Raw genomic sequence first — 24025 nt, forward strand, 5'->3', positions numbered from 1 at the left:
AGGACTTTCAGAAGGCAGTGAATTTGATCAATTACAGACCCAGAAAATCACTTGACTATCGTACTCCTTACGAAGTATTCTTTGCTTCATCAGAACCCGTTGCATTTCATCCTTGAATTGGCGAACCTTATAAATAAAAGCGTCATGAGTGAAGCCAAGTCTTTATTTATAAGGCATTGGTCAGCTAAAAAAGTGATCGACTTATTTGAGTCTTTTCTGTCGTCATGAAATGTCCATTTCAAACCCAATTCATCTTTAACAGACCAGTGGCTATTTATACAACGTCTAAACAAGCTGAAGTGCTTAGTGGTGCAGAAAATTTTTTGAGGTCTTATTTTAAGATTTTATTCAGGCAAATTAATCTCTTGAAATAGCATATTTACAAGGCTTTGAGTAAAAGCTGTTAAAATACATCTTAGGTTAAGACTACGATATAGTGCGGATTTCCAGACTTTTCTGCACCACTAAGGCAAAGATCTCTAGGCGTTGCATTTCATCCTTGAATTGGTGTAGTTATAAAACCAAACTTGATTTTAAGTAAAGTTTTCTCAGTTGAGAGCTTGATATACTTATTGTTATTAGTTGCACCAGTTATTTGGTGCTTAAAACATGCAAATAAAACACTATTAGTAATTGCATTCCCAACCATATTAATGAGTGTTTTGTCAGCTGATCCTCAACAAAGATATTTGGCAAATCATTATCCTTTGCCTATCTTACCGATTTTGATTGTAATGGTCATTTCTAGTATTAGTGAATTTACAGGACAAAAGAAATGGCGGTATCAATTTATATTGTTTTGGACAGCATTAGCATTTGTAACAATGTCACGTTTAAATCTATTTACTGGCGAATACTTGGGATCATTAGATACTTGGCAAGCTAATAATGAAGCTATCGCCTTGGTTAAAACTCAAGGCAGTATTCTTACCACCCATGAAATTTCTTCCCATGTTACTCATCGCCCTCAAGTCAAATTAGCCTTTTCTAATCTGAATCCTAATCTTGAGGAGTTTGATTATATTCTGCTAAATACGAGGCATCCCGGTTATCAAAGCGATCGCAATTATGCGCTGAGTCTGGTTGAACAAGCAAAACAAATACCTAGTTTCAAACTTGAGTATCAGAAAGATGATGTTTATTTATTTGCGAAAAATAATTTGTGATTTCTAGATTGATAATTGATTAGGGTCAATTCCTTGTGATCGCAAAATAGCCTCTAACTTATCAGCTCTTTCTTCTGCTGTTGGGATCAATTCGCCATCAGCAGTAAACCATCGCAATTGTTTTTCATAGATACCCAGATATAGCTCTAGTTGATCGCTCCATAGATATCCTGATTCATTCGGTGCGATCGCCTCATACTTGCCATCAACTAGCTTAAACCCAGCGAACTCTAAACTATCGGGATCAAACCAGAAGTAATTAGGTAAGCGCCACAGATCTTGATATAGCAGTTTTTTGGTGCTGCGATCTACTTTTGCCGTAGAGTCTGACAATAACTCGATCACTAGATTCGGATATTTATTGCCCTCATTCCACAATACCCAACTTTTGCGATCGCGCTTTTCTACATCCATCACCACAAATACATCGGGTCCCCGAAAGTCACGGTTTGTGAGTTTGTCTGGATTGTAATAGACTGTGAGGTTACCTGTCACATAGACATCTTGGCGATCACGCCAGTAATATTTCAAAAGGCGAACTAAAAGATTGATTTGTTCACGGTGTAAATCACTTTCCAATTCTGGCTCGTCACTCTCTATTTCAATCGGAAGTAGTTTGATATCTTTAGAAATACTTGCATCAATATCACCATTGACAATATTTTCACTAACAGATGGCGGGTTGACATTCAAAAGCACCATGGCAAGTCTCCATAGCAATATTCGTTTTAGTATAGCTTAGGCAGAAAATTTGGGAGATGAGATTAAGTGTTAGAGATTAATAACCTTAGCGTTAACTATGGTGGCATTCAAGCCTTACAGGATATTAATTTAACAGTCAATGAAGGCGAAATCGTGACCTTGATTGGCTCTAATGGCGCAGGTAAGACGACCACTTTACGGACTATTTCTCGTCTTGTTTCGCCACGTTCAGGACTGATTATTTACAACGGTAAAAATCTTACGAATCTACGACCAGATCAAATAGTCAAAATTGGGATTGCCCATAGCCCAGAGGGGCGGAGAGTATTAGCAAGACAAACTGTGCTGGATAATTTGGAACTAGGGGCTTTTTTACGTAGCGATCGCTGGGGAATTAAAGCTGATATCGAAAAGCAATTTCAGATTTTTCCGAGACTAGGTGAACGTCGTGATCAACTCGCAGGAACCTTAAGTGGTGGTGAACAACAAATGTTAGCGATCGCCCGTGCAGTAATGAGCCGCCCCAAGTTGTTGCTATTAGATGAGCCAAGTTTAGGGCTAGCACCGCAAATTGTGCGCGAAATTTTTAAAACCATTGTTAATCTCAACCAAGATGGAGTCACGATTTTATTAGTTGAGCAAAACGCCACCTTGGCTTTGCAACATGCAAATCGCGGCTATGTGATGGAGTCGGGAGTGATCACCATTGAGGGGCAAGCGTCAGACTTATTAGTTGATCAAAGGGTGCGCCAAGCTTATCTAGGATGAGACCTAAAAGACGAGTGGCGGTGCTTTGCACCGCCACTCGTCTTTTAACGTGAGTTCGATATAGCAGCTATATCGAACTCACGTTCTTTTAAGCTTTATGGGAAACTTTTAGTGGATTTGTGTTTTATCCAACACTTTTAGCGCACAATTTTAAGTAGATACCTAGCGCTTCAAATTGTTTCGTATGATTGAGACCCTCAATAAGTTGCCTCGTTGGTTTTCACTGGGCTTAACTTTCCCGTTAATCTTTCTAAACGGGTGGTTATTGCTATTGCTATGCCGAGAATTGCAACCATTAGTCAGTATTCTCATTACGGCAACAGTTATTTCGTTTTTGCTAGATTATCCCATACGCTTTCTGATCAAACTGAAGGTTAAGCGAGGCATTGCCGCAGGACTAGTAATCCTGATATTTTTCATGCTGCTTAGCACCTTAGCAATTTTTCTTGTGCCTTTAATCTTGGCACAGGCAAATGAATTAATCGTGCGCCTACCTGAATGGATTAAGTCGGGTCAGCAGCAGCTACTAACTCTTGAAACTTGGGCGATCGCCCAGCAGTTACCGATTGATATTAGTAGCACCTTTAATCAACTCATCGAAAAGTTAACGGGTGTCTTGCGATCGCTGACTAGTCAACTTTTTAGTATTGTCTTTGGAGCGATCGGTAGTCTTGTAAATATCTTCTTAACCTTGATATTTTCAATTTTTCTCGTCCTGCGTGGCTCCTTTTTGTGGAATGGTTTGCTAAGTTGGCTACCCCAAAAATGGAACGATCAAGTTCGGAATTTATTGCCCCGTAATTTTGAGCGTTTTATTGTTGGACAGGTAACTTTAGCAACGATCCTCGGTGTGTCACAAACTACTGCCATGCTAATTTTAGGGGTTCCCCTTGCTCAGCTTTTTGGCTTTGGTATTGGTATTGCCAGTTTAATTCCCCTTGGTGGCTCCAGCACAATTATTACTGTAAGCCTATTAATCGCATTACAAAATTTTTGGCTTGGAGTCAAGGTGTTATTGGTCGCCGTAGCAATAATTCAAATTGTGGAGAATGTACTCGGTCCTCGAATTGTTGGTGAGTTAACGGGTTTAAATCCCGTATGGATGCTAATTTCTCTTGATATTGGCTTTAAGTTAAATGGTGTACTCGGTTTATTGGTAGCTGTGCCGATCGCTGGTTTTATCAAAGGTACTTTCGACACAATTCGCGGTGTGAATAGTCCGCCTACTATTGAGGCGAGTCCTGAAGCTCATACAGAAGTTTCAATTAAATGACAAATTTCTAGAATATATAGCACTGTAAGTTTTGCTTAGAAAATGAAACCCAAATAGATAGAGGCGGCGCGAAGTGCCGCCTCTATCTATTTGGGTATTGTATTTACATGTTTTTTATCATCAAAATAAGGGTAAGATTAATTTTTAGAGGGGGAATACCTATTAATTAACTTACAATATTCTAAAAACAATGCTCGATTTACTTCTCAGTACAACAATAAACACTACTCAAATTCAACTTGTCGCCCAATCACAAGCAACAATTATTTATCTGCCAATCTCAACTAAACAATCTACCACCCCTAAATGTGTTACTTATGTAGCCAAAAATTCTACTGGTAGAACAGTAAGAAATGTAAAAGTCAACCGCCGCAACAGTCAAGGCAAAATTTATCAGGAGCGTTTAACTTCTTCATTAGCTGCTGGTAAAACTACATCGTTTGATCAATGTCAAAGTGACGGCTCATTTGTAAATGTTGAAGCAAGGCAATAAACTAACGTGAGTTCTAAAAAGGCGAAAAATGGTAAGCATCGCTAAGCGATGCTTACCATTTTTCGCCATTTGCGTCGTGCTTCGCACGACGCAAATGGCGATAGCAAAACGTACATTGCTATAAATGCATCTTTAAGTTTTTGTAACTTATGCCCCGATTCATGGATATCCTGTTAACCTAAGTAAAAGAAACATGAGTAGCAACCAAACGCCGCTCATGTTTCTCTATTTAGAGAATTACTGAATAATTTGTGCATATGAAGCGTTTTCGGGATGAATGGATTGACGAATGGTGTCAAGAGAATGGTTGGACTGACCTATTTGTAGAACGTTGTTGTAACTATTGGGCATTTCCACCTAGTTCTGTAATGCCATTACCAATTCCTAACGATACTCTTCGAGCCATTAAAAATGCCAAAGGAATGAGTGATGATGAAAAGACTTGGACATTTGCCGCGATCGCCATTTCCTGCCTAGCATCAATCTTTAGCTTTATCCTCAAAAACCCCTTGCCGATTACCTGTGCTTTCGGCTGTGTCGCCTTTATTGTTGGTCAACTAGAAATTGAAGAATTTTAATTGAAATGTTATTGCTAAGTTCTCTAAGAAACCATTTAAGAATTACTTTCTGCGGTCAAAAGTTCTAAGAGATCCCCCTCAATCCCCCTTAAAAAGGTGTTCATTTACTTAACAAACCAAAGCACTAAGCCCTCACCCCTAGCCCCTCTCCCGCAGGAGAGGGGAACAAGAAATCTAATATTTCTCCCCTTCTCCTGCGGGAGAAGGGATTGGGGGTTGAGGGGTGCGTCAAGTATGTTAACGCCCTTAAAAAGGGGTAAGAATTCAAATCCCCCCCTCTTTTTAACGTCAGTTCGACGAAAGCAGAAAATGGTAAGAATCGCTAAGCGATTCTTACCATTTTCTGCCATTTGCGGCGTGCTTTGCACGCCGCAAATGGCTATATCGAACTCACGCTCTATTACACTTTGCGACAGCTATAGCACTCCTAAATGAGTTGTAAGATTTTGAGGGTTGTGAGAGAGCGCCCTGAAGGGGCGCTCTCTCACAACCTATTTAGGATTGCTATATACATTCATAAAAGTGTGGTTGATATATCGAATGAAATGAGTGACTTGATGAATTACGAAATAAAATGTAACAAATGGTATTCAGCTTGTAGATATAGCGATCGCATTTCTAGTTAAAACACAATCAGAGTAGGCGCAAAACGTCATTGTCTTTAGGAAAAAACAGTTCTGACATCAAAAGTCCCACTTGCTCTTAGATGTTTGATTTGTCTTAATAATTTTGAAGATAGATGATCGCCAGCCCTTGTATCCATGGGGTGAAATTTTAAATTGCTAAAATAGTCTAGATTTCCTTAAATGCATTATTTAGGCGTGTTCCCAAAGGCTTTATTGCCAAGAGGATCTCGCAATGAAGCAAGAACTTCTTGCTTCTAGTTTGTTTTTTTAACCTTACACCGAGAATGTAACAATGCCTGACCAGAATGGTGTGATGATGCAGTACTTCCATTGGTACTTGCCAGATGATGGAAGCCTATGGAATCAAGTAGCTGAGAAAGCCGAGGAATTAGCAAAAATTGGCATTACTTCCCTTTGGCTGCCACCTGCTTATAAAGGCACAGGTGGAGGGATGGATGTGGGCTACGGCATTTATGACTTATTTGACCTTGGGGAATTTGACCAAAAGGGTTCCATCAGAACCAAATACGGCACTAAAGATGAATATATTCGTGCCATTAAAGCTTCCCAGAAAGCAGGAATTCATATCTATGCGGATGTAGTGTTTAATCATAAACTAGGAGCCGATCAGACAGAAGAAGTAGAAGCAACACCATTTAGCATGGAAAATCGCAATCAAGCGATCGGTGAGTATCAAAAGATCAAGGCTTGGACGCATTTCACCTTTGAAGGTCGCAAAGGCAGATATTCCACAATGGAATGGCATTGGTGGCACTTTGATGCGATCGACTACAACGTTTATAACGAAGGTGAAGATGCTATCTACTTACTCAAGGGCAAATCCTTTGACCAAAATGTTGATCTTGAGAAAGGGAACTTCGATTACTTAATGGGCTGTGACCTCGACATACAAAATTCTGAAGTACAGGGAGAACTCAAATATTGGGGAGAGTGGATTTATGATACTACCCATGTGGATGGCTTCCGATTTGATGCAGTCAAACATGTTTCTGCCGAATTCTTTCAAGAATGGCTAGGGCATGTGCGCCATTATGCCAAACGGGATTTATTTGCCGTAGGAGAATATTGGTCTTACGAAGTTGAAGCTTTGCATCATTTCATCGAGGTTACTGAAGGCAAGGTTGATCTATTCGATGCACCCTTGCACCTAAATTTCCATCTCGCTAGTCAAGCTGGCAAAGATTATGACCTCAGCCAAATTTTTGAAAATACCTTGGTCAAAGAGCAACCAACCCTTGCCGTTACCTTGGTAGAAAACCATGACTCTCAACCATTGCAGTCTTTAGAATCCATCGTCGAGTCTTGGTTTAAGCCCCTTGCCTATGCACTAATTTTGCTGCGCCGTGAAGGATATCCTTGTATTTTTTACGGTGATTACTACGGTGCACATTACAAAGATTTTGGGAAAGATGGCAATGAGTACGAAATTTGGATGGATAGCCACCAATGGTTACTTGATAAATTCCTTTTAGTTCGACAAACTTATTGCTATGGCGATCAACTTGACTATTTTGACCATCCTAATACGATTGGTTGGACGAGATTGGGCGATGATGAGCATTCTGGTGGAATGGCTGTAGTGCTAAGTAATGGCGAGGATGGACGAAAATGGATGAATATTGGACATCCAAATAGTACCTATATCGATATTACTGAGCATATCGATGAGCCTGTAACCACCAACGATGAAGGTTGGGCAGAGTTTCGTTGCAATGCTGGTTCTGTATCTGTATGGATTAAGAAATAAGGAAAGCTGATTTAAAAACTTCTCTAGCTATAGCAATCCTAAATGGGTTGTGAGAGTACGCCCCGAAGGGGCGCACTCTCACAACCCTCCAAGATCTTACAAATCATTTAGGATCGCTATATAAATCACTGGATTTTTGAGACTGTCAAGTAAAATGTGTAAAGTCTAGAAGCTAGATGTGGAGTCGATCCTCTTCGAGGATGGTAAAGCGATTAAGAGCAGGTATCCAATCCCGAATCGGCATTGTCCATTTCTTAGAAATATTCCGCATCGCCAAATAAACGAGCTTGAAAGCAGCCTCTTCGGACGGGAAAATCTGTTGAGATATAATCACACTTTACGCATTGGGAAAACCAGTCAAACCATCAACGCAAGCAATCAAAATATCTTTGACTCCACGGTTATGAATTTCGGTGAGTACGGACAACCAGACTTTGGCTCCCTCATTGGGGGGGGATCCACATACCCAGAAATTCCTTGTACCCGTCCATGCCAAAAGATCCTGCTAGAAAAATTCCATTCCGTAGATTATATTTGTCAAGCAACAGTCGAACAGCTTGCCGAAACCGACAGTTTCGGCAAGCTGTTAGCACAGCATATCTATAACCATTTCCATCCAGTCAGCAACGCTCAATAGAAAAAGCAAAGATCTGGGCATTTACACCTAAATTAACGTGAGTTCAATATAGCCATTTGCGGCGTGCGAAGCACGCCGCAAATGGCGAAAAATGGTAAGAATCGCTTAGCGATTCTTACCATTTTTCGCTTTCGTCGAACTGACGTTAAATTATTAACGGAACATCAGCTTGCTTTCTTCATCCCAATTACGATACATCCAAATTACCGTGTACCAATTCATATAAATCCGAAAGATTTCCATCGCAACTTCCGATTTGCCGCGATCACATAGCCATATCAATAAAGGTTTGAGGGTGCGATCGTTGAGTGTTCCTCCGAGAGTGAGAATCCCCCAAAGAGCTAAATGCAGCCAAGTTTTTTGAATCATTAACTTGACTTCCCATGTGGGATGCTTTTGATAAAAAATAATGCTCATTCGACCACGTTGTTCTTCTAAATCAAGTAAACGGGGCATTTTATCAATGGAAAATTTAGCGTGGTAATGGAAAGCGATCGCCCCTGCACAGGTCAAACGTTTTAAACCTAATTTTTTAACGCGCATTCCTAGCTCAAAATCTTCCCAACCATATTGGAAAAAGCCTGTATCAAATTTTCCTGCTTCTAACAGCCATTTACGGGCGATCGCTAAGTTACAAGTGTCAAATAACGCCGCCGTAAAATATGGCACTGCGGAGACAGGCTCAGAATCAGGTGCTTCCAAATTGCTAGTGTCGATGATCCTGCCATAGCTATAGACTTTTTCACCTTGAGCTAGAGTCTCGGTATGGGCTTGGAGATATTCAGGATTAACAGTAATATCGCTATCGACAAAGGCAATGTATTTGCCCTTGGCTGAGTCAATGCCATAATTGCGGGCTGTGGCGGCGGCGGCATGGTCTTGGGTTAATAGGCGCAAATGTGGATACTGATCACTATTAGCTCTCAAAAACTCTACCGTGCCATCGGATGAGCCATCATCTATCACCAAAATTTCGTAAGGCTGGGTTATGGTCTGTTTTTCCAACGCTGCTAGACATTTTTGCAAAATTGGTAGGCGGTTATAAGTGGGCACAACCACTGACCACAACATTTCTGACACAGTATTTCTCCTAAGCGATCGCCAAAAGAATTATAAATTTATACGGATTTTGGAAATTCATATAAACAGGATTTGATTTTTGATTTCCTGAAAGTATAAGGAATAGACGACGCGAAATCGCCCATTCCTTATTTTAATGTTTTTAGAATTTTCGTTGAGGCTGTACCATCACCATATAACTGATTAGTGTCTAATGGCGAAGGCTGATGAATTTGATGATGCAGTTTTTGTAAGATTTTAGAACTAGTTGAATCAGGGGAAATTAAGCAATTCCATCCTGATTCAACTAGTTCTACCCATTCAGTTTGATCTCGTAAAGTTATACAGGGAACTTGATAAAAATAAGCTTCTTTCTGTATCCCACCAGAATCGGTGACAATCATTTTGGCATTTTTTTCCAGCATGATTATGTCGTAATAACCAACTGGTTCAATCAAGCATAATGTTTTAGGGATTTTATCTAACAATTGCATGTCTTCTAGGATTTTTTTAGTGCGTGGGTGTAGGGGTAAAACAACTGTAATTTCTTGGCTAAACTCACTTAAAGATTTAAAAATTGCTGTCAAGCGATCGCAGTTATCAGTATTTTCAGCACGATGGATCGTACTTAAAATATATTGTTGGGGTTGTAGGTTTAAACTATCGAGAATATGGCTGGCTAATTCTGCTTTTTGAACATAATAAAGAGATGCATCGTACATGACATCTCCGACAAGATGCACAAGATTTCTAGAAATACCTTCTTGATACAAATTTTGGTTAGCAGTTGTAGTGGGTGTAAATAATAAATTGGCTGCGTGATCGGTTAATACTCGATTAACTTCTTCAGGCATTCGTCGATTAAAAGATCTTAATCCAGCTTCTACGTGAGCAATGGGAATATGTAATTTCGTGGCTGCGATCGCCCCCGCTAAAGTCGAATTTGTATCTCCATAGACTAATACCCAATCTGGCTTCTCGGTAATTAAAACTTGCTCGATCGCTTCTAGCATTTTGCCAGTCTGTGCGCCATGACTTGCGGAGCCAATACCAAGATGATAATCAGGTTTAGGAATATCTAGTTCCGTAAAAAACACATCGGACATATTCTGATCATAATGTTGTCCTGTATGTACTAGAACCTCTGTAATATGGTCTAGCGATCTCGCTATTCGAGAAACGGCGGCGGCTTTAATAAACTGAGGTCTTGCTCCTACAATAGTTAATATTTTCATTTGAGAGTTCTGCATGAGGAAAAAATTGTGCTTTTTATTCTAGAATATAGCGCTTCCCTGTATATTGAAAAGCGTTTTAACGCAAGGTGAGAAAAAATATTTGTAACTCGCTTGCGTGAAAAGCGCTATATAAGTAAGATAAATTCTCTAAATTTGGTCAAAAACATGAAAATATTAATTATCTCTACTCTTAACTTATCTGAATCAAATGGTGGCACTGTTCATTTTACATCTATTGCTCAAGAGTTTTGTCGTGCTGGTCATACCGTAGATGTAATTATTCCTAGTACAGGGAGTAAAGAAATTGATAATCAGATAGGTGTAGGCTTTTTTGATCGGGTAATTTTTTCTAGTAATACCTTAAGCAAACTAATTCCAACTAGTAAGACAAGTATAAATAGTTTGTCTCAATTCTTCACTGTTTTATTGCAAAATCCCAATGATTATGACTGGGTATATCTACGGAGTAATTTATTGTCATTAGTTGTTTTGTTAGCGCTAAAAATAAGAGGGTTTAAATATATTATGACTGAACACAATGGATGGTTTATTGATGAACTTAAAATGATGGGTGTCTCAGCTTGGCAACAAAACGTTATTAAGTATTTACAAATAACTGATGCTAAACTTGCTAATTTAGTAAGGGCTGTAGTTCCTAATATCAAAGCAAAATTAATTGAAAATGGGATAAATGAAAAAAAAGTATTTGTTGCTGGAAATGGAACTGACATTAACTTTTTCCAGCGAGATAATCGAGAAACATCACTTAAAAAACTCGGCTTAGAAATAGAATACTTCTACTTGGGATTTATTGGCGATTTGGAACCTTGGCAGGGTGTAGAAGTAGCAATTAATGCTATGTCGATAATTTGTCAAAAATATCCCAAATCTCGTTTGCTAATAGTAGGCGGTGGACGACAGTTAAACTATTTAAAAGAAAAGTTTGGACATTTAGAGTTCCTCCAATTTATAGGCGCAGTTCCTTACAAAGAATCTAATGCCTATATTAACTGTTTTGATATCGCACTATTGCCAAAACATGGTTTGGCTAATATTGGCTATTCTCCTATTAAACTTTATGCCTATGCAGCTACTGGAAGACCAATACTTGCATCAGACATTACAGGTATACGAGAATTGGAACCAGCTCAATTTTTAGTTTTACACAGCCCAGGCAGTTCTGAAGATTTAGCGATTAAAGCAATAGATATGATGTCTAAATTAGAAGATCTATCTAAGATGTCTCTGAATGCTCGGAACTATGCTGAGAAGTATTTTTCTTGGAAATTAGTAACAGAAAAAGTTCTTCAATCAATGGAAGCATATAATGATCTTCGCTAATGGACTGAGTTTTCATATCCAGCAATTATTTTAAAAATTGATTTCATAATAATTGCTAACTCATGTCTGTACCTCAAATACTTTCAACCATCGACTGAAGCTAATTACGCGCCAGATAACACTTTGCATTTCTTTTTTCCTATTAAGTGTTGCTTGAAAGATTTTTTCTAGCATATCAGGATGCAACCACTTTCCTAAGTTTAAAATCGCTTCTTGCAACTCTAACTCAAAGCGATCGCTCAGATCATGGCGCATCCATTGCAACTCAGGAGTCACAAAGCCCATTTTATCCTGACGGGTACGGATTGGTTCAGGCAAAATGCCACGCATAGCTTCTCGTAAGACAGCTTTAGTTTGTCCTTGTTGGATCTTGAGTGTATCGTCAAGGGAATAGGCAAATTCCACCAAACGATAATCTAAAAATGGAACACGGGACTCGACTGAATGAGTCATTGAGTTACGATCTTCCCAATGTAAAAGCATCGGCAAACTAGTAGCAGTCATTTGTATATGGGAGAGTGTATGAATTGACTTGGGCGGGGCAAGGGCTAATTTGGCGCTAGATTGCGGATCAACTCCTAGCGATCGCAAATAGTTAGCGTTTAGCCAACTAGGAACTGCCATTTCTGAGCCATAGCCGAGTAGACGACGTAAGGGTTGACGTATCCATGCTGGTAATAGTGGCTCAATCATCCGTTGAATTTCCGTCACATTTTGGTAACGCCGACAGGTAATAATTTCACGCAATAATTTATCTAACTGCCAGCTACTGAGTAAATGTGAGAATAGGGCTGCGTAGAATTTGGTGTAGCCACCGAGTAATTCATCGGCTCCCTGTCCATCCAGCATTACTTTGACACCTGATAAGCCAGCCTGTCGAAATATACACCACTGCGCGAAAATACTGGTTGAGCCAAAAGGTTCATCTTGCTGCCAAGTTAGGTGATCGAGCTTTGTAAATAATTCGTTAGGATCAGGAAATATAAAATGAGGCTGTACCTGAGTTTGTTGGATCGCCATTTTGATATATGAGCGCTCATCGTAGCGCAGGTCGTCAAAACAAGAGGAAAAAGTTTGAAAAGGGATATTGTTGGATGATTCGCGCCTTAGGCGATCGCTAAGACAGACAATTGAGGTGGAATCTAGCCCCCCAGACAAACAAGAGCCAACGGTAACATCGGCTCGCAAGCGTAGTTTTACGGAATCTTGGAGCAAATCTTGCAGTTTTTGTTTTGCATCGGACATAGAAATTTTTTGCTGTGTCGATGGCAATTGATACCACTGTTTGACAATCGGCTTACCAAAGTTTTCAGCTTGGAGATCGCAGTTAAGAGTTAAGTATTCGCCGCCGCGCAATTGCCAAACCACTGCAAACATTGTCTCCCTAGTATGGTCGAGCATCCCATAGGCGAGAAAGTCATAACAGCGTTGGGGATTGGCTCGAGCTTGCCAGTGGGGTAGTTTCGTAAACTGCTTGATCTCTGAGGCGAAGGCGATCATATTGGGCGATTGCTCCCATATATATAGTGGCTTCACCCCAAGGCGATCACGAGCCGCCCATAACACTTTTTTACTACTGTCCCATAATAAAAAAGCAAACATACCATTAAAGCGATCAAGACAGGCATATCCCCATTCTTGATAAGCCGCCAAAATCATTTCGGTATCTGAATGACTACGAAATTGATATCCTAGATTCACAAGTTCGGCAGTCAATTCTAGGTAATTATAAATTTCACCGTTATATACCAGCCAACATTGTTGATCGTAGCTAGACATCGGTTGATGCCCCGCCGATGACAAATCAATAATCGATAGTCTCCGATGCCCTAATCCCAAACCATAGGCGTCGTCAAAATAGTAACCACTGTCATCGGGACCTCGGTGGGCAATAACTTGTGTAAAAGTCTGTAAAAGCGATCGTTCCACAGTTTTTTGATCTCGATTCCAAATTCCACTGATGCCGCACATGAGTTAGGTCAATAAACGCTGATAGACTTAGTAAGCGATTGTGTGTCCTTAACTTTACTTGATTATGTGTGTATGGAGTCTATAAGCGTGGAGCAATCATCCACTTTTGCAAACTTGCAAACCAAAATTAAAGATCATTCGGCATTGGTGGGCGTTATTGGGCTTGGCTATGTGGGCTTGCCTTTTGCAGTCGAAAAAGCAAAGGTTGGTTATTCCGTGATTGGCTTTGAGCAAAATCCTCAGCGCGCGGATCAGGTTAATGCAGGAGAAAACTATATTCCTGATGTCAAAACTGAAGAATTACAAGCAATTGTTAGTAGTGGCAAGCTCAAGGCTGTAACTAGTTACGAGCTAGTATCACAAATGGATGCGATCGTTATTTGTGTACCAACTCCACTTACCAAAAATCTCACGCCCAATTTGAGCTATATCGAGTCTGTTACTCAGCAGTTAGCCAAATATTTGAGAGCAGGTCAATTAATTACCCTTGAGTCAACAACTTATCCTGGGACGACCGATGAGGTGATGCGTCCAATTTTGGAGCAGGTTAGTGGTTTAAAACAGGGGGAAGATTTTTTCTTAGCCCATTCGCCTGAGCGAGTCGATCCAGGGAATTTGCGCTACACCACCAAAAATACTAATAAAGTGGTTGGCGCATCTGATCCACGTTCCTTAGAAATTGCCAAGTTATTTTACGAACAAACCATTGATCACGTAGTTCCTGTAAGTAGCGCCAAAGCTGCCGAATTAGTTAAGGTATTTGAAAATACGTTTCGGGCGGTAAATATTGCACTTGTTAATGAGTTGGCTATACTTTGCGATCGCATGGATCTCAACGTCTGGGAAGTGCTAGATGCTGCTAATACTAAGCCATTTGGAATCATGCCATTTTATCCAGGTCCTGGGGTGGGCGGTCACTGTATTCCTATCGATCCCCATTATTTAGAGTGGAAAGCTAAGGAATTTAACTTTGAAACCCATTTCATTGCCCTCGCAGGTGAAATCAATCGTCGAATGCCTGAATTTGTGCGCGAGAAGGCATGGCGGGTGCTTAACCAAGTTGGAGTTGCCCCATCACGATCTAATATTTTAGTAATGGGTGTCGCCTACAAAAAAAATATTGATGATTGGCGTGAGTCTCCCTCAATTAATGTGATTAAGCGACTACTCGAAGATCGTGCCAATATCGTTTACCATGATCCTTTTGTGTCTGAAATCAAGATCCGAGGTCAAGTTTTACAATCAATTCCACTTACCGATGACGCGATCGCTAATGCAGATATCGTTATAATTTTGACCGATCATAGTCAAATTGATTATGCAAATCTTGTTGCTAAAGCGAAGGCAATTCTCGATACAAGAGGAGTGACAAGACATCTGCAAGGCGATCGCGCTAACGTTACACTCCTCTAAGTTTTATAAACCTGAATCTGGATATCTCAAAAATTATCTATGCAAAAAGTTATTGTGGTTGGGGCAGGTAGTTGGGGCAGAAATCTTGTTCGTAATTTTCATGCCCTCGGTGCATTGGCGGGTGTTGCCGAAATGAGTCCAGACTTACGGGCGGGGATAGCATCCAATTTTCCTGATGTGACTCTTTATCCCGATCTACAATCAGCCTTAGAAACGGATGCGGCGATCGTGTTAGCAACTCCTGCGCCATCCCATTACAAACTTGCCTTGCAAGCTCTGCAAGCAGGTAAAGATGTATTTGTGGAGAAGCCGATGACTCTTAAAACGTCGGAGGCTCGTCATCTTGCGGAATATGCGGATCGCCAAAACCAGATTTTAATGGTGGGGCATTTGTTGCTATATCAACCTGCGATCGCTTGGATGCGTGACTATTTAGCCACTGGTAAAGCAGGCAAAGTATTTCATGTATCAACACAAAGGGTAAAGCTCGGAAAGGTTCGCCGTGAAGAGAATGTCTGGTGGTCATTTGCTCCTCACGATGTCTCAGTGATTTTAGATTTGCTCAGCAATTCATCAACAGCTCTAAAACTACAAGATGTTAAGGCAACTGGTCACGCCATGTTGCAGTCGGGTATTGCTGACAATGTTCATGTAGATTTACAATTCGCCAGCGGGCAAACTGCCCATGTACATACTTCGTGGTACTACCCTTTGTCTCAGCGTTCTACTGTTGTGCTTGCCGAAAAACAAATGCTGGTCTACGACGAGGTGGCTCAGACCGTTACGATTCACAACAAAACCATTGATGCCGAGTTAAACAATCAGGATCATGGTAGTGAAACAGTGGAAATTGCAGCTGCCGAGCCCTTAAAGATTGAATGCCAGCATTTTCTTGATTGTATTGCCACCCGTCAACGTCCGCGATCGGATGGTTGGAATGGGGTGGCAGTTGTGGAAGTTTTAGAAAAAGCTGAGGAGGCGATTAATGCCTGAGATGAATTCTGTTAATTCTCCAAAAGAACAAGATTACTTTGCCCATGAATCCGCTTATATCGATGTAGGTGCAAGCATTGGCAATGGCACAAAAATCTGGCATTTCTCTCACATTATGGGCAAAGCCAAGATTGGGAATAACTGCATTCTTGCTCAAAATGTATTTGTCGCGGACAACGTGATTGTGGGCGATCGCTGCAAGATTCAAAACAATGTCTCTCTTTACGAAGGCGTAATCCTCGAAGATTATGTGTTTTGTGGTCCCAGCATGGTGTTTACCAATGTGAAAACGCCACGCTGTGAATATCCTCGCAACACCAGTGCTGACTATGGAACAACGCGGATCAAACATGGATCGAGTATCGGCGCAAATGCTACGATTGTCTGCGGCATCACCCTGCATGAACGCGCCTTTGTCGCCGCAGGTGCAGTGGTCACCAAAGATGTTCCTGCCTATGCCATGGTTGCAGGTGTTCCCGCCAGAATCATCGGCTGGATGAGTGCCTATGGTGATGTCCTCGAATTTGATTCTGAAGGATACGCAGTAGACTCCATTGGCGATAAATACCAAAAAATATCAGATACAGAAATCAAAAAATTAGCATGAGCGATCAAAAAATCCCGATTCTCGACCTCTCTCCCCAGTACCAAAGCCTTAAGCCCGAAATCTATGCAGCGATTGATCGCGTATTGGAGTCAGGTCAGTTCATCATGGGACCTGATGTCAAGCAGTTTGAGCAGGAGGTTGCGACTTATTTAGGTGTTAAACACGCGATCACGGTTAATTCTGGGACAGACGCTCTGGTAATTGGCTTGCGAGCAATGGGTATTGGATCTGGGGACGAAGTGATTACCACGCCTTTTTCTTTCTTTGCAACAGCTGAGTCAATTAGTAGCGTTGGTGCAACCCCCATTTTTGTCGATATTGATCCAAAGACCTTTAATATTGACCCTGCCAAAATCAAGGACAAAATTACATCTCGAACCAAGGCTATTATGCCTGTGCATCTTTATGGTAATCCTGCGGCAATGACGCAAATTATGGGGATTGCTCAAGCTCATGGATTGAAAGTGATCGAAGACTGTGCCCAATCCTTTGGGGCTCGTTATGCAGGTACATGTTCAGGTTGTGATGGTGCTTGTAGTGAAACTTTGCGTTCTACGATCACGGGCAAGATGACAGGCACAATTGGCGATGTCGGGGCTTATTCTTTCTTCCCTTCCAAAAATCTGGGGGCTTACGGTGATGGTGGTTTGATTGCTACCAACGATGATGAGATCGCTGATTTAGCAAGGATGCTGCGTGTTCATGGTGCTAAAAAGAAATATCACAATGAAATCATTGGCTATAACTCCCGCCTAGACACCTTACAGGCTGCCATCCTGCGGGTGAAGTTACCCCATATTGATGAATGGAATGCAGGTCGCCGCCGTGTGGCAAGTTTATATACTGAGTTATTAGCAGATATCCCTGAAGTAGTCGCGCCTGAGGTGGTCACTGGTCACGTTTTTCATCAATACACAATTCGGATTGTTAAAGGTGATCGGGACAAAGTGGCAAGTGATCTATCGGCTAAGGGTATTAGCACAATGATCTATTATCCAATTCCTCAAGATCGGTTACCAATTTATGCAGGTAAATATCCAGTTAATCCCATCAGCGATCAACTAGGAACACAAGTATTAAGCTTGCCAATTTGGCCAGAGCTAGATCGCTCGATCGCCGAAGAAGTGATAGGATGGCTTAGAACAAGTATTTAGAACTAGTTCATCTTTCAGCTTGCCATTTATGTAATCAAGCAATTTAATCAAGCAATTTAATCAAGCAATTTGTAGAATTTGAGTAAGGAATTAGGGAATGGACTTAAAAGGTAAGCGCTTTCTGGTCATTGGTGGGGCAGGATTTATTGGTTCTCATACAGTCGATCAGCTTCTTCAGGAGGATGTTGCAGAAATTCGGATCTACGATAACCTGAGCCGTGGTAGTCGTGAGAACCTTGCTGAGTCACTCAAAGATCCAAGGGTCAATATCTTCCCTCTGGGCGGGGAGTTAATGCATCGAGATATTTTAGACGTAGCCATGAAAGATATTGATGGAGTGTTCCATTTTGCGGCTCTCTGGTTATTACATTGCTATGACTTTCCTCGTTCTGCGTTTGAAGTAAATATTGGCGGTACATTTAATGTACTTGAAGCTTGTATTAACAATGGGGTGAAAAAGCTGGTTTATTCCTCATCTGCTTCTGTTTATGGAGATGCACTAGAAGAACCAATCACCGAAGATCATCCCTACAACAACAATAACTTTTACGGCGCTACCAAAATCGCTGGCGAGCATATGTGTCGATCTTTGTACCATCGCTACAAAGGTACTGACAAACATTTTGACTATGTAGGCTTGCGATATATGAATGTATATGGTCCACGCCAAGACTACAAGGGAACATATATTGCCGTGATTATGAAAATCTTAGATCGTCTAGATAAGGGCTTACCGCCTGTTGTTTATGGCGATGGATCACAAGCCTATGACTTTATATATGTTGGTGACTGTGCTGCTGCAAATGTATGTTCAATGAAAGCTGATAAGACAGACTCTTTCTACAACGTTGGTACAGGTGTAAAAACAACTATTCAAGAGTTAGCTGAAATGATCTTGGAAGTTACAGGCTCTCACCTCAAAATTCAGTATGAACCTGGTGGCACAACCTTTGTCAAAAATCGTGTTGGTTGTCCTAAAAAAGCAACTTCAGAAATTGGGTTTACAGCTAAAGCTGAGTTGCGCGAAGGAATCAAAAACTTGATTGAGTGGCGAAATACTCATAAAGAAGACGTGGAAATGCGTCGTTTGGCAGCTGGGCTTAAAGGATAAAGGCAGATAAAACTAATGTGCGGAATTGCTGGAGTCTTCCATTTTGACGGTGAGCCTGTTTCATCGGTTATTTTAAAAAAAATGACGGATGCGATAGCTCATCGTGGTCCTGATGGCGAAGGTCAGTTTATTGAAGGTGGAGTAGGGATCGGGCATCGACGCTTAGCAATTATTGACCTATCTCCAGCAGGTCACCAGCCTATGTCAACGGCTAACGGTCGGTTTGTCATCAGTTTCAATGGCGAAATCTATAATTTTAATGAACTTCGTGTTGAGCTTGAAGCCCTTGGTTGCCCTTTTCATTCCCGCACAGACACTGAAGTTCTGCTTTATGCCTATGCTACGTGGGGTGAAGCGTGTCTAAATCGTCTTAATGGCATGTTTGCCTTTGCGATTTTTGATCGCCATACCCAAGAAGTCTTCATTGCTCGCGATCGCTATGGCATTAAGCCTCTGTACTACACCCTTCAGGGTCAAAAATTTATTTTTGGCTCTGAAGTAAAAGCAATTTTAGCTAACCCTAGTTATCGAACCACGATTGACCAACCATCTCTACTCGAATACCTCACATTTCAAAATTTCTTTACGGACACCACCCTATTTCAGGATGTCAAGCTCCTGCCAGCAGGAACCTCAATGTTGTTGTCACGAGAGTCAGGTCAAAAATTACATGTCAAGCAATACTGGGATTACCATTTTGTTGAACCCGAAAAACCTCTAGATGAACGTGAATATGTTGAAGAACTTGATCGCCTATTTCGTCAAGCGGTCAATCGACAGCTAATCAGTGATGTTGAGCTAGGTGCATACCTCAGTGGAGGCATGGATAGCGGCTCGATTACAGCAATCGCAGCACAGCAACTCCCGTATCTCAAGTCTTTTACTTGTGGGTTTGATCTCAACTCAGCATCTGGCATTGAAGTTAGCTATGACGAGCGTGAGGCTGCTGAATATATGTCCTATTTATTTAAGACCGAACATTATGAGATGGTCTTAAAAGCAGGAGACATGGAACGAGTGATGCCTCGCCTTGCTTGGCACTTAGAAGAGCCAAGAGTTGGGCAAAGTTATCCTAACTTTTATGTAGCCCAGCTAGCCAGTAAGTTTGTCAAGGTTGTCATGTCTGGAACTGGTGGTGACGAGTTGTTTGCTGGTTATCCTTGGCGTTATTATCGAGCTGTAGTCAATGACGATTTTGAACATTACATTGATAAATATTATGGATTTTGGCAACGTCTCTTGGTTAATGGTGAAACGAAGTCAGTTCTTGCCCCAATATGGGATCAAGTGAAACATATTTCCACTAAAGATATTTTTAAAGGAGTTTTTCGTCAACCAAGACTACAAATGTCTCGTCCTGAAGATTATGTCAATTGTTCGCTTTATTTTGAAGCTAAAACTTTTTTGCATGGTCTACTGACAGTTGAAGATAAACTGAGCATGGCGCATTCTCTGGAAACTAGAGTGCCTTTTTTAGACAATGACTTGGTTGATTTCGCGATGAAAATGCCAGTAAATTTAAAACTTGGCAATCTTACCGAAGTGGTTCAACTCAATGAGAATGATCTTGGCAATAAAACTGCTAAATATTTTCAAAAGACAAAAGACGGCAAATTACTGTTGCGTAAAGTTATTTCTCGATATATACCTACGACTGTTACAGAAAGAGAAAAACAAGGTTTTTCTGCTCCTGATGCTAGTTGGTTTAAGGGAGATAGTATAGATTATGTCCGACGGAGATTGTCTGATCCCAAAGCTCAGATTTACAATTTTCTCGATCATAAATCTGTACAATTACTAATCGATCAGCATCTTGATGGCAAGCAAAATCGTCGTCTTTTGATTTGGTCGTTGCTCAATTTAGAAAGTTGGTGTGAGCAGTTTTTAGGATGAACATGCGATATTTTCTATCATTTGATTTGCATATACGAGCATTTCGAGAAGTCTTAAGGCTTGTCATAATGTATAAATCTCTAACATGGGAAATGACAAAAAGTGAGGTGACAGATCGTTATAGAGGACAGATACTTGGTTGGTTCTGGGCAATACTTCATCCATTGATATTGATAGGAGTTTATATCTTTATCTTTGTTGTTATATTCAAAATTAGAATCGGTGGGACAAGAGAAATGCCGCTTGATTACACTACTTACTTGCTATCTGGGTTAATCCCTTGGTTGACTGTGCAAGAGGTAATGTCTAAAGCAGGTACTGCAATTACTAGTAACGCAAATCTAGTTAAACAAGTTGTGTTTCCAATTGAGATTTTGCCAATTAAAAGCATTTTGGCTTCCTTAATTACGCAAGGGATTTTTCTATCTATTTTGATTATGTATGTGTTAGCAACGAATCATTCTCTGCCATTTACATATATATTTTTGCCATTGCTCTTTTTTATACAAATGGTTGGGATGGCTGGTATTTCTTTTACTCTATCTGCAATAGGGGTCTACTTCAAAGATGTTAAAGATATTGTACAGATGTTTACATTGATTGGTATATATTTGTTGCCAATTTTTTATCTTCCCGAGCAAGTACCTGAACAATTTAGATTACTTTTATTTATAAATCCTTTCAGTTATATGGTCTGGTGTTATCAAGATGTACTCTATCTTGGTAGATTCGATCATCCTTGGGCTTGGGTAGCATTCATTGTCATGAGTCACTTCTCATTTACTTTCGGTTACAATCTTTTTCGTAAGTTAAAAATAATGTTTGGTAATGTTTTATGAATTTACAAGATCGACAAGGTATTGCAATAAAGATTAGTAATCTTTCTAAGGTATACAAAATTTACGAAAAACCTGCTGATATGGTTTGGGAGTTATTTTCATCTAAGACTATTCACAAAGAATTTTGGGCTTTAAAAAATATTTCTTTAGAAATTAGAAGAGGAGAAATTCTTGGGGTCGTTGGAAGAAATGGAGCTGGCAAGAGTACTCTTCTAAAGATACTAGCAGGAACCTTAGATAAAACATCGGGTGATATATATATTAACGGTAAAATCTCCGCTATCCTAGAGCTAGGGACAGGTTTTAATCCTGAGTACACAGGTCGTGAGAATATCTATATGGGTGGATTATGCTTGGGTATGTCGAGAGAAGAAATAGATCAAAAAATTGACTCTATTATTGATTTTAGTGAGTTGAGACATGTTATTGATCAAGCATTTAAAACATACTCTAGCGGAATGCAAGCTAGGCTTACTTTTTCTACGGCTATCAGTATAAAACCTGATATTTTGATTATTGATGAGGCATTAGCTGCTGGGGATGCACCTTTTGTTGAAAAATGTATTCATAAAATGGAGGAGATTATTCGCTCTGGCTGTACTGTTTTACTTGTTTCGCATAATACTAACTTAATAAGTAGATTTGCAAATCGCGCAATTTTACTAGAAGAAGGTAAAGTAGTCGCGGATGACTTATCAGAAAATATAGCTAAAATATATGAAGTTCGCAGCTATACATCTAGCCTAAATGAAAATAATGATGGGAAGAAAGAACGTGTTGGCGATCAGAAAATACACATAGTAGATGTCCAAATCTATGGAGAAGAGTTTGATAGTAATGTATTCTTTCAGGGAACTGATTTAAGTATAGAGATCGAAATTGACTCTTTGATTGAAAGTAGTACAGCGAATTTTTATGTAGCAGTTTATCGCACAGACGGCATATGTGTCTGGAGCTCAACTAACTATAAACATATTGATAATAACTACAATCTAATTTCTACGCAATTTTGCATCAAACCAGGGAACAGCAAGATTCAGTTAAAGATAAAGACAATACCTTTTAATTCTGGAAATTACTATCTCACAATTGGTATAGAGCCGTATCCTGATGTTAATGCTGTAGCAAATTATCATGATTATCTACCACGGTATAAAAAATTTTCTGTTACCCGTCGCGATAGCTTAGTGCTTAATAAAATATGTGATACACCTTCAAAATGGTTTCTCAGAAGCAATTACCTTATAAAATCTAAGATAGAAGTAGAATCAGAGATTAGATTACGGAAATTCCCTTATCCCTACAAATCAGCTATTTCAATCTCCAATGATTGTGAGTTTATGTCTTGGGATAATCACTTGAAACTATACAGATTTTTATGCAGTAAACAAGGTCTTGGTCTAGAAATTGCCAACAGTATATTTTTTAACGTGACAAATTCACTTTGTCACTCAACGTTCAGCTATTTTCAAGATTTATCTGATAAACCATCTGTTTATAGTTCAATTTTAAAAGAAATGATTCAATCGGGTTATATTGATACTATTCATGCCTATGGTGACTTTGATGATGGTACTTTTAAAAATAAATTTGCTGAGAAAACAATCGAAGAATGTATAAATAATCAATTGAAGTTTAAAGTTTGGACAAATCACGGTTCAAATAAAAATTATCAAAATATAGGACATCATAATTTAGATAACTACCAGCAGGGAGATATTCCAAAGAGTAAATTTTATCACTTAGATATTTTAAGGTACATTGGAACTCGTTATTTTTGGGTTGACGACGGTTATGTAAATCATCCATCGGATGGCAATTTATTATATTGTGAGCAAGCCCGTGATGGCTCAAACCTTAATCTGTTCAGGAGATATAGGGGGCTTGTTGGTAAGTCTGCTCCCAATGCAAGTTTATTGCCAGAGCAAATTTGCATAGACGATATAAATTTGCTAATTGCTCAAGAGCAAGCTTGTATTTACTATCAACACTTAGGCTGTTGGAAAAAGAATAATGATGGGACATTTGAAACCAATCAGCCACCATTTTTTTCTGCCGAGGCAATTAAGGTGCTAGAATATATTTCTCAAGTATTTCACGAAGGCAAGTGTTTAGTTACAACTGTAAGCCGATTGCTTCAATATCTTGAAGTATGTCAATCAATTAAGTTTTGGTCTTCAGACACAGAAATTATCATTTCATCCACATCCGAAAATATTACTTATCATGATCTAGAAGGGCTTACATTTTATATCCGAGAACCAGAAAAGATGAAATTAGTTTGGCATAGCAAGAATGGAGAAATTATTGCTTTACCTTCAGAGACGTTTATTGATAATGATGAAAGTTGTATAGGCGTGCCTTGGAGAAAAATGGGAGAATTTATATGGTAAGACCT

At 39.9% G+C, this 24025-nt stretch carries 20 protein-coding genes and 2 pseudogenes; 16 read left to right on the forward strand and 6 right to left on the reverse strand.

The genetic code is table 11. The features are described from left to right. The first annotated feature begins 515 nt into the window (after nt 1-515). Complete coding sequence (locus VB775_RS16635; protein ID WP_281009393.1) at nt 516-1166, forward strand: DUF2079 domain-containing protein; 651 nt, start codon at nt 516-518, stop codon at nt 1164-1166. A gap of 3 nt (nt 1167-1169) precedes the next feature. Here the strand turns inward: VB775_RS16635 and VB775_RS16640 are convergent, their stop codons facing one another. Continuing rightward, nucleotides 1170-1868, reverse strand: coding sequence for a Uma2 family endonuclease (locus VB775_RS16640; protein WP_281009057.1), 699 nt, complete (start codon nt 1866-1868; stop codon nt 1170-1172). 66 nt (nt 1869-1934) lie between these two features. On the opposite strand from VB775_RS16640, the gene VB775_RS16645 reads away from it, so the two are divergent. The 5 genes from VB775_RS16645 to VB775_RS16665 all read left to right on the forward strand — a co-directional run bounded on the left by VB775_RS16645 (nt 1935) and on the right by VB775_RS16665 (nt 7374). Beyond that, nucleotides 1935-2636, forward strand: coding sequence for an ABC transporter ATP-binding protein (locus VB775_RS16645; RefSeq protein ID WP_281009058.1), 702 nt, complete (start codon nt 1935-1937; stop codon nt 2634-2636). 184 nt (nt 2637-2820) lie between these two features. Beyond that, nucleotides 2821-3909: an AI-2E family transporter gene (locus tag VB775_RS16650; RefSeq protein ID WP_281009059.1), complete on the forward strand. Its 1089-nt coding sequence runs from the start codon at nt 2821-2823 to the stop codon at nt 3907-3909. 190 nt (nt 3910-4099) lie between these two features. Further along, on the forward strand, nt 4100-4402 hold the full coding sequence (locus VB775_RS16655; RefSeq protein ID WP_281009060.1) for a hypothetical protein: 303 nt from the start codon (nt 4100-4102) through the stop codon (nt 4400-4402). Between the two features lie 257 nt (nt 4403-4659). Further along, the gene (locus tag VB775_RS16660) at nt 4660-4980 is read left to right on the forward strand and encodes a hypothetical protein (RefSeq protein ID WP_094534760.1); all 321 of its coding nucleotides are present in this window, start codon (nt 4660-4662) and stop codon (nt 4978-4980) included. A 918-nt stretch (nt 4981-5898) separates the two neighbouring features. After that, nucleotides 5899-7374 (forward strand): alpha-amylase, encoded by a 1476-nt coding sequence (locus VB775_RS16665; protein ID WP_281009061.1) that lies wholly within the window; start codon nt 5899-5901, stop codon nt 7372-7374. Nucleotides 7375-7546: 172 nt separating this feature from the next. Here the strand turns inward: VB775_RS16665 and VB775_RS16670 are convergent. Beyond that, nucleotides 7547-7690 (reverse strand): annotated as a pseudogene (locus VB775_RS16670) (IS256 family transposase); the annotation flags it as partial. Nucleotides 7691-7714: 24 nt separating this feature from the next. Next, nucleotides 7715-7865, reverse strand: a pseudogene (locus tag VB775_RS16675) (transposase); the annotation flags it as partial. 41 nt (nt 7866-7906) lie between these two features. Here VB775_RS16675 and VB775_RS16680 point away from each other — a divergent pair. Beyond that, a complete protein-coding gene (locus VB775_RS16680; protein WP_281009394.1) occupies nt 7907-8011 on the forward strand; it encodes a hypothetical protein in 105 nt (34 codons plus the stop codon). A 153-nt stretch (nt 8012-8164) separates the two neighbouring features. Here VB775_RS16680 and VB775_RS16685 read toward each other — a convergent pair whose 3' ends face one another. Further along, the gene (locus VB775_RS16685; RefSeq protein WP_281009063.1) at nt 8165-9091 is read right to left on the reverse strand and encodes a glycosyltransferase family 2 protein; all 927 of its coding nucleotides are present in this window, start codon (nt 9089-9091) and stop codon (nt 8165-8167) included. Between the two features lie 128 nt (nt 9092-9219). Continuing rightward, nucleotides 9220-10305: a non-hydrolyzing UDP-N-acetylglucosamine 2-epimerase gene (gene wecB / locus VB775_RS16690; protein ID WP_281009064.1), complete on the reverse strand. Its 1086-nt coding sequence runs from the start codon at nt 10303-10305 to the stop codon at nt 9220-9222. A gap of 165 nt (nt 10306-10470) precedes the next feature. On the opposite strand from wecB, the gene VB775_RS16695 reads away from it, so the two are divergent. Continuing rightward, nucleotides 10471-11646, forward strand: a complete 1176-nt coding sequence (locus VB775_RS16695) for a glycosyltransferase (protein ID WP_281009065.1) — start codon at nt 10471-10473, stop codon at nt 11644-11646. A 60-nt stretch (nt 11647-11706) separates the two neighbouring features. Here VB775_RS16695 and asnB (VB775_RS16700) read toward each other — a convergent pair whose 3' ends face one another. Further along, a complete protein-coding gene (gene asnB, locus VB775_RS16700) occupies nt 11707-13617 on the reverse strand; it encodes an asparagine synthase (glutamine-hydrolyzing) (protein ID WP_281009066.1) in 1911 nt (636 codons plus the stop codon). A gap of 72 nt (nt 13618-13689) precedes the next feature. Between asnB (VB775_RS16700) and VB775_RS16705 the strand changes: the two genes are divergently transcribed. From VB775_RS16705 to VB775_RS16740, 8 genes are all read left to right on the forward strand, one after another. Continuing rightward, nucleotides 13690-15030, forward strand: coding sequence for a nucleotide sugar dehydrogenase (locus VB775_RS16705; protein ID WP_281009067.1), 1341 nt, complete (start codon nt 13690-13692; stop codon nt 15028-15030). Between the two features lie 39 nt (nt 15031-15069). Beyond that, the gene (locus tag VB775_RS16710) at nt 15070-16023 is read left to right on the forward strand and encodes a Gfo/Idh/MocA family protein (protein WP_281009068.1); all 954 of its coding nucleotides are present in this window, start codon (nt 15070-15072) and stop codon (nt 16021-16023) included. After that, complete coding sequence (locus tag VB775_RS16715) at nt 16016-16630, forward strand: acyltransferase (protein ID WP_281009069.1); 615 nt, start codon at nt 16016-16018, stop codon at nt 16628-16630. Before VB775_RS16710 ends, VB775_RS16715 begins: the two co-directional genes overlap by 8 nt. Beyond that, entirely contained in the window at nt 16627-17784 is a 1158-nt protein-coding gene (locus VB775_RS16720; protein ID WP_281009070.1) for a DegT/DnrJ/EryC1/StrS family aminotransferase, read from the forward strand. The genes VB775_RS16715 and VB775_RS16720 overlap by 4 nt, the downstream gene beginning before the upstream one ends. A 97-nt stretch (nt 17785-17881) precedes the next feature. Next, nucleotides 17882-18895 (forward strand): NAD-dependent epimerase/dehydratase family protein, encoded by a 1014-nt coding sequence (locus VB775_RS16725; RefSeq protein ID WP_281009071.1) that lies wholly within the window; start codon nt 17882-17884, stop codon nt 18893-18895. Between the two features lie 15 nt (nt 18896-18910). Further along, nucleotides 18911-20788, forward strand: coding sequence for an asparagine synthase (glutamine-hydrolyzing) (asnB, locus tag VB775_RS16730; protein ID WP_281009072.1), 1878 nt, complete (start codon nt 18911-18913; stop codon nt 20786-20788). 92 nt (nt 20789-20880) lie between these two features. After that, nucleotides 20881-21627 carry an ABC transporter permease gene (locus VB775_RS16735; protein WP_323216888.1) on the forward strand — a complete coding sequence of 249 codons (747 nt, stop codon included), beginning with the start codon at nt 20881-20883 and terminating at the stop codon, nt 21625-21627. Further along, nucleotides 21624-24020, forward strand: coding sequence for an ABC transporter ATP-binding protein (locus VB775_RS16740; protein ID WP_281009074.1), 2397 nt, complete (start codon nt 21624-21626; stop codon nt 24018-24020). Before VB775_RS16735 ends, VB775_RS16740 begins: the two co-directional genes overlap by 4 nt. Nucleotides 24021-24025 lie beyond the last annotated feature (5 nt).

This window comes from Pseudanabaena sp. CCNP1317, from assembly GCF_034931345.1.
Taxonomy (GTDB): Bacteria; Cyanobacteriota; Cyanobacteriia; order Pseudanabaenales; family Pseudanabaenaceae; genus Pseudanabaena; species Pseudanabaena galeata.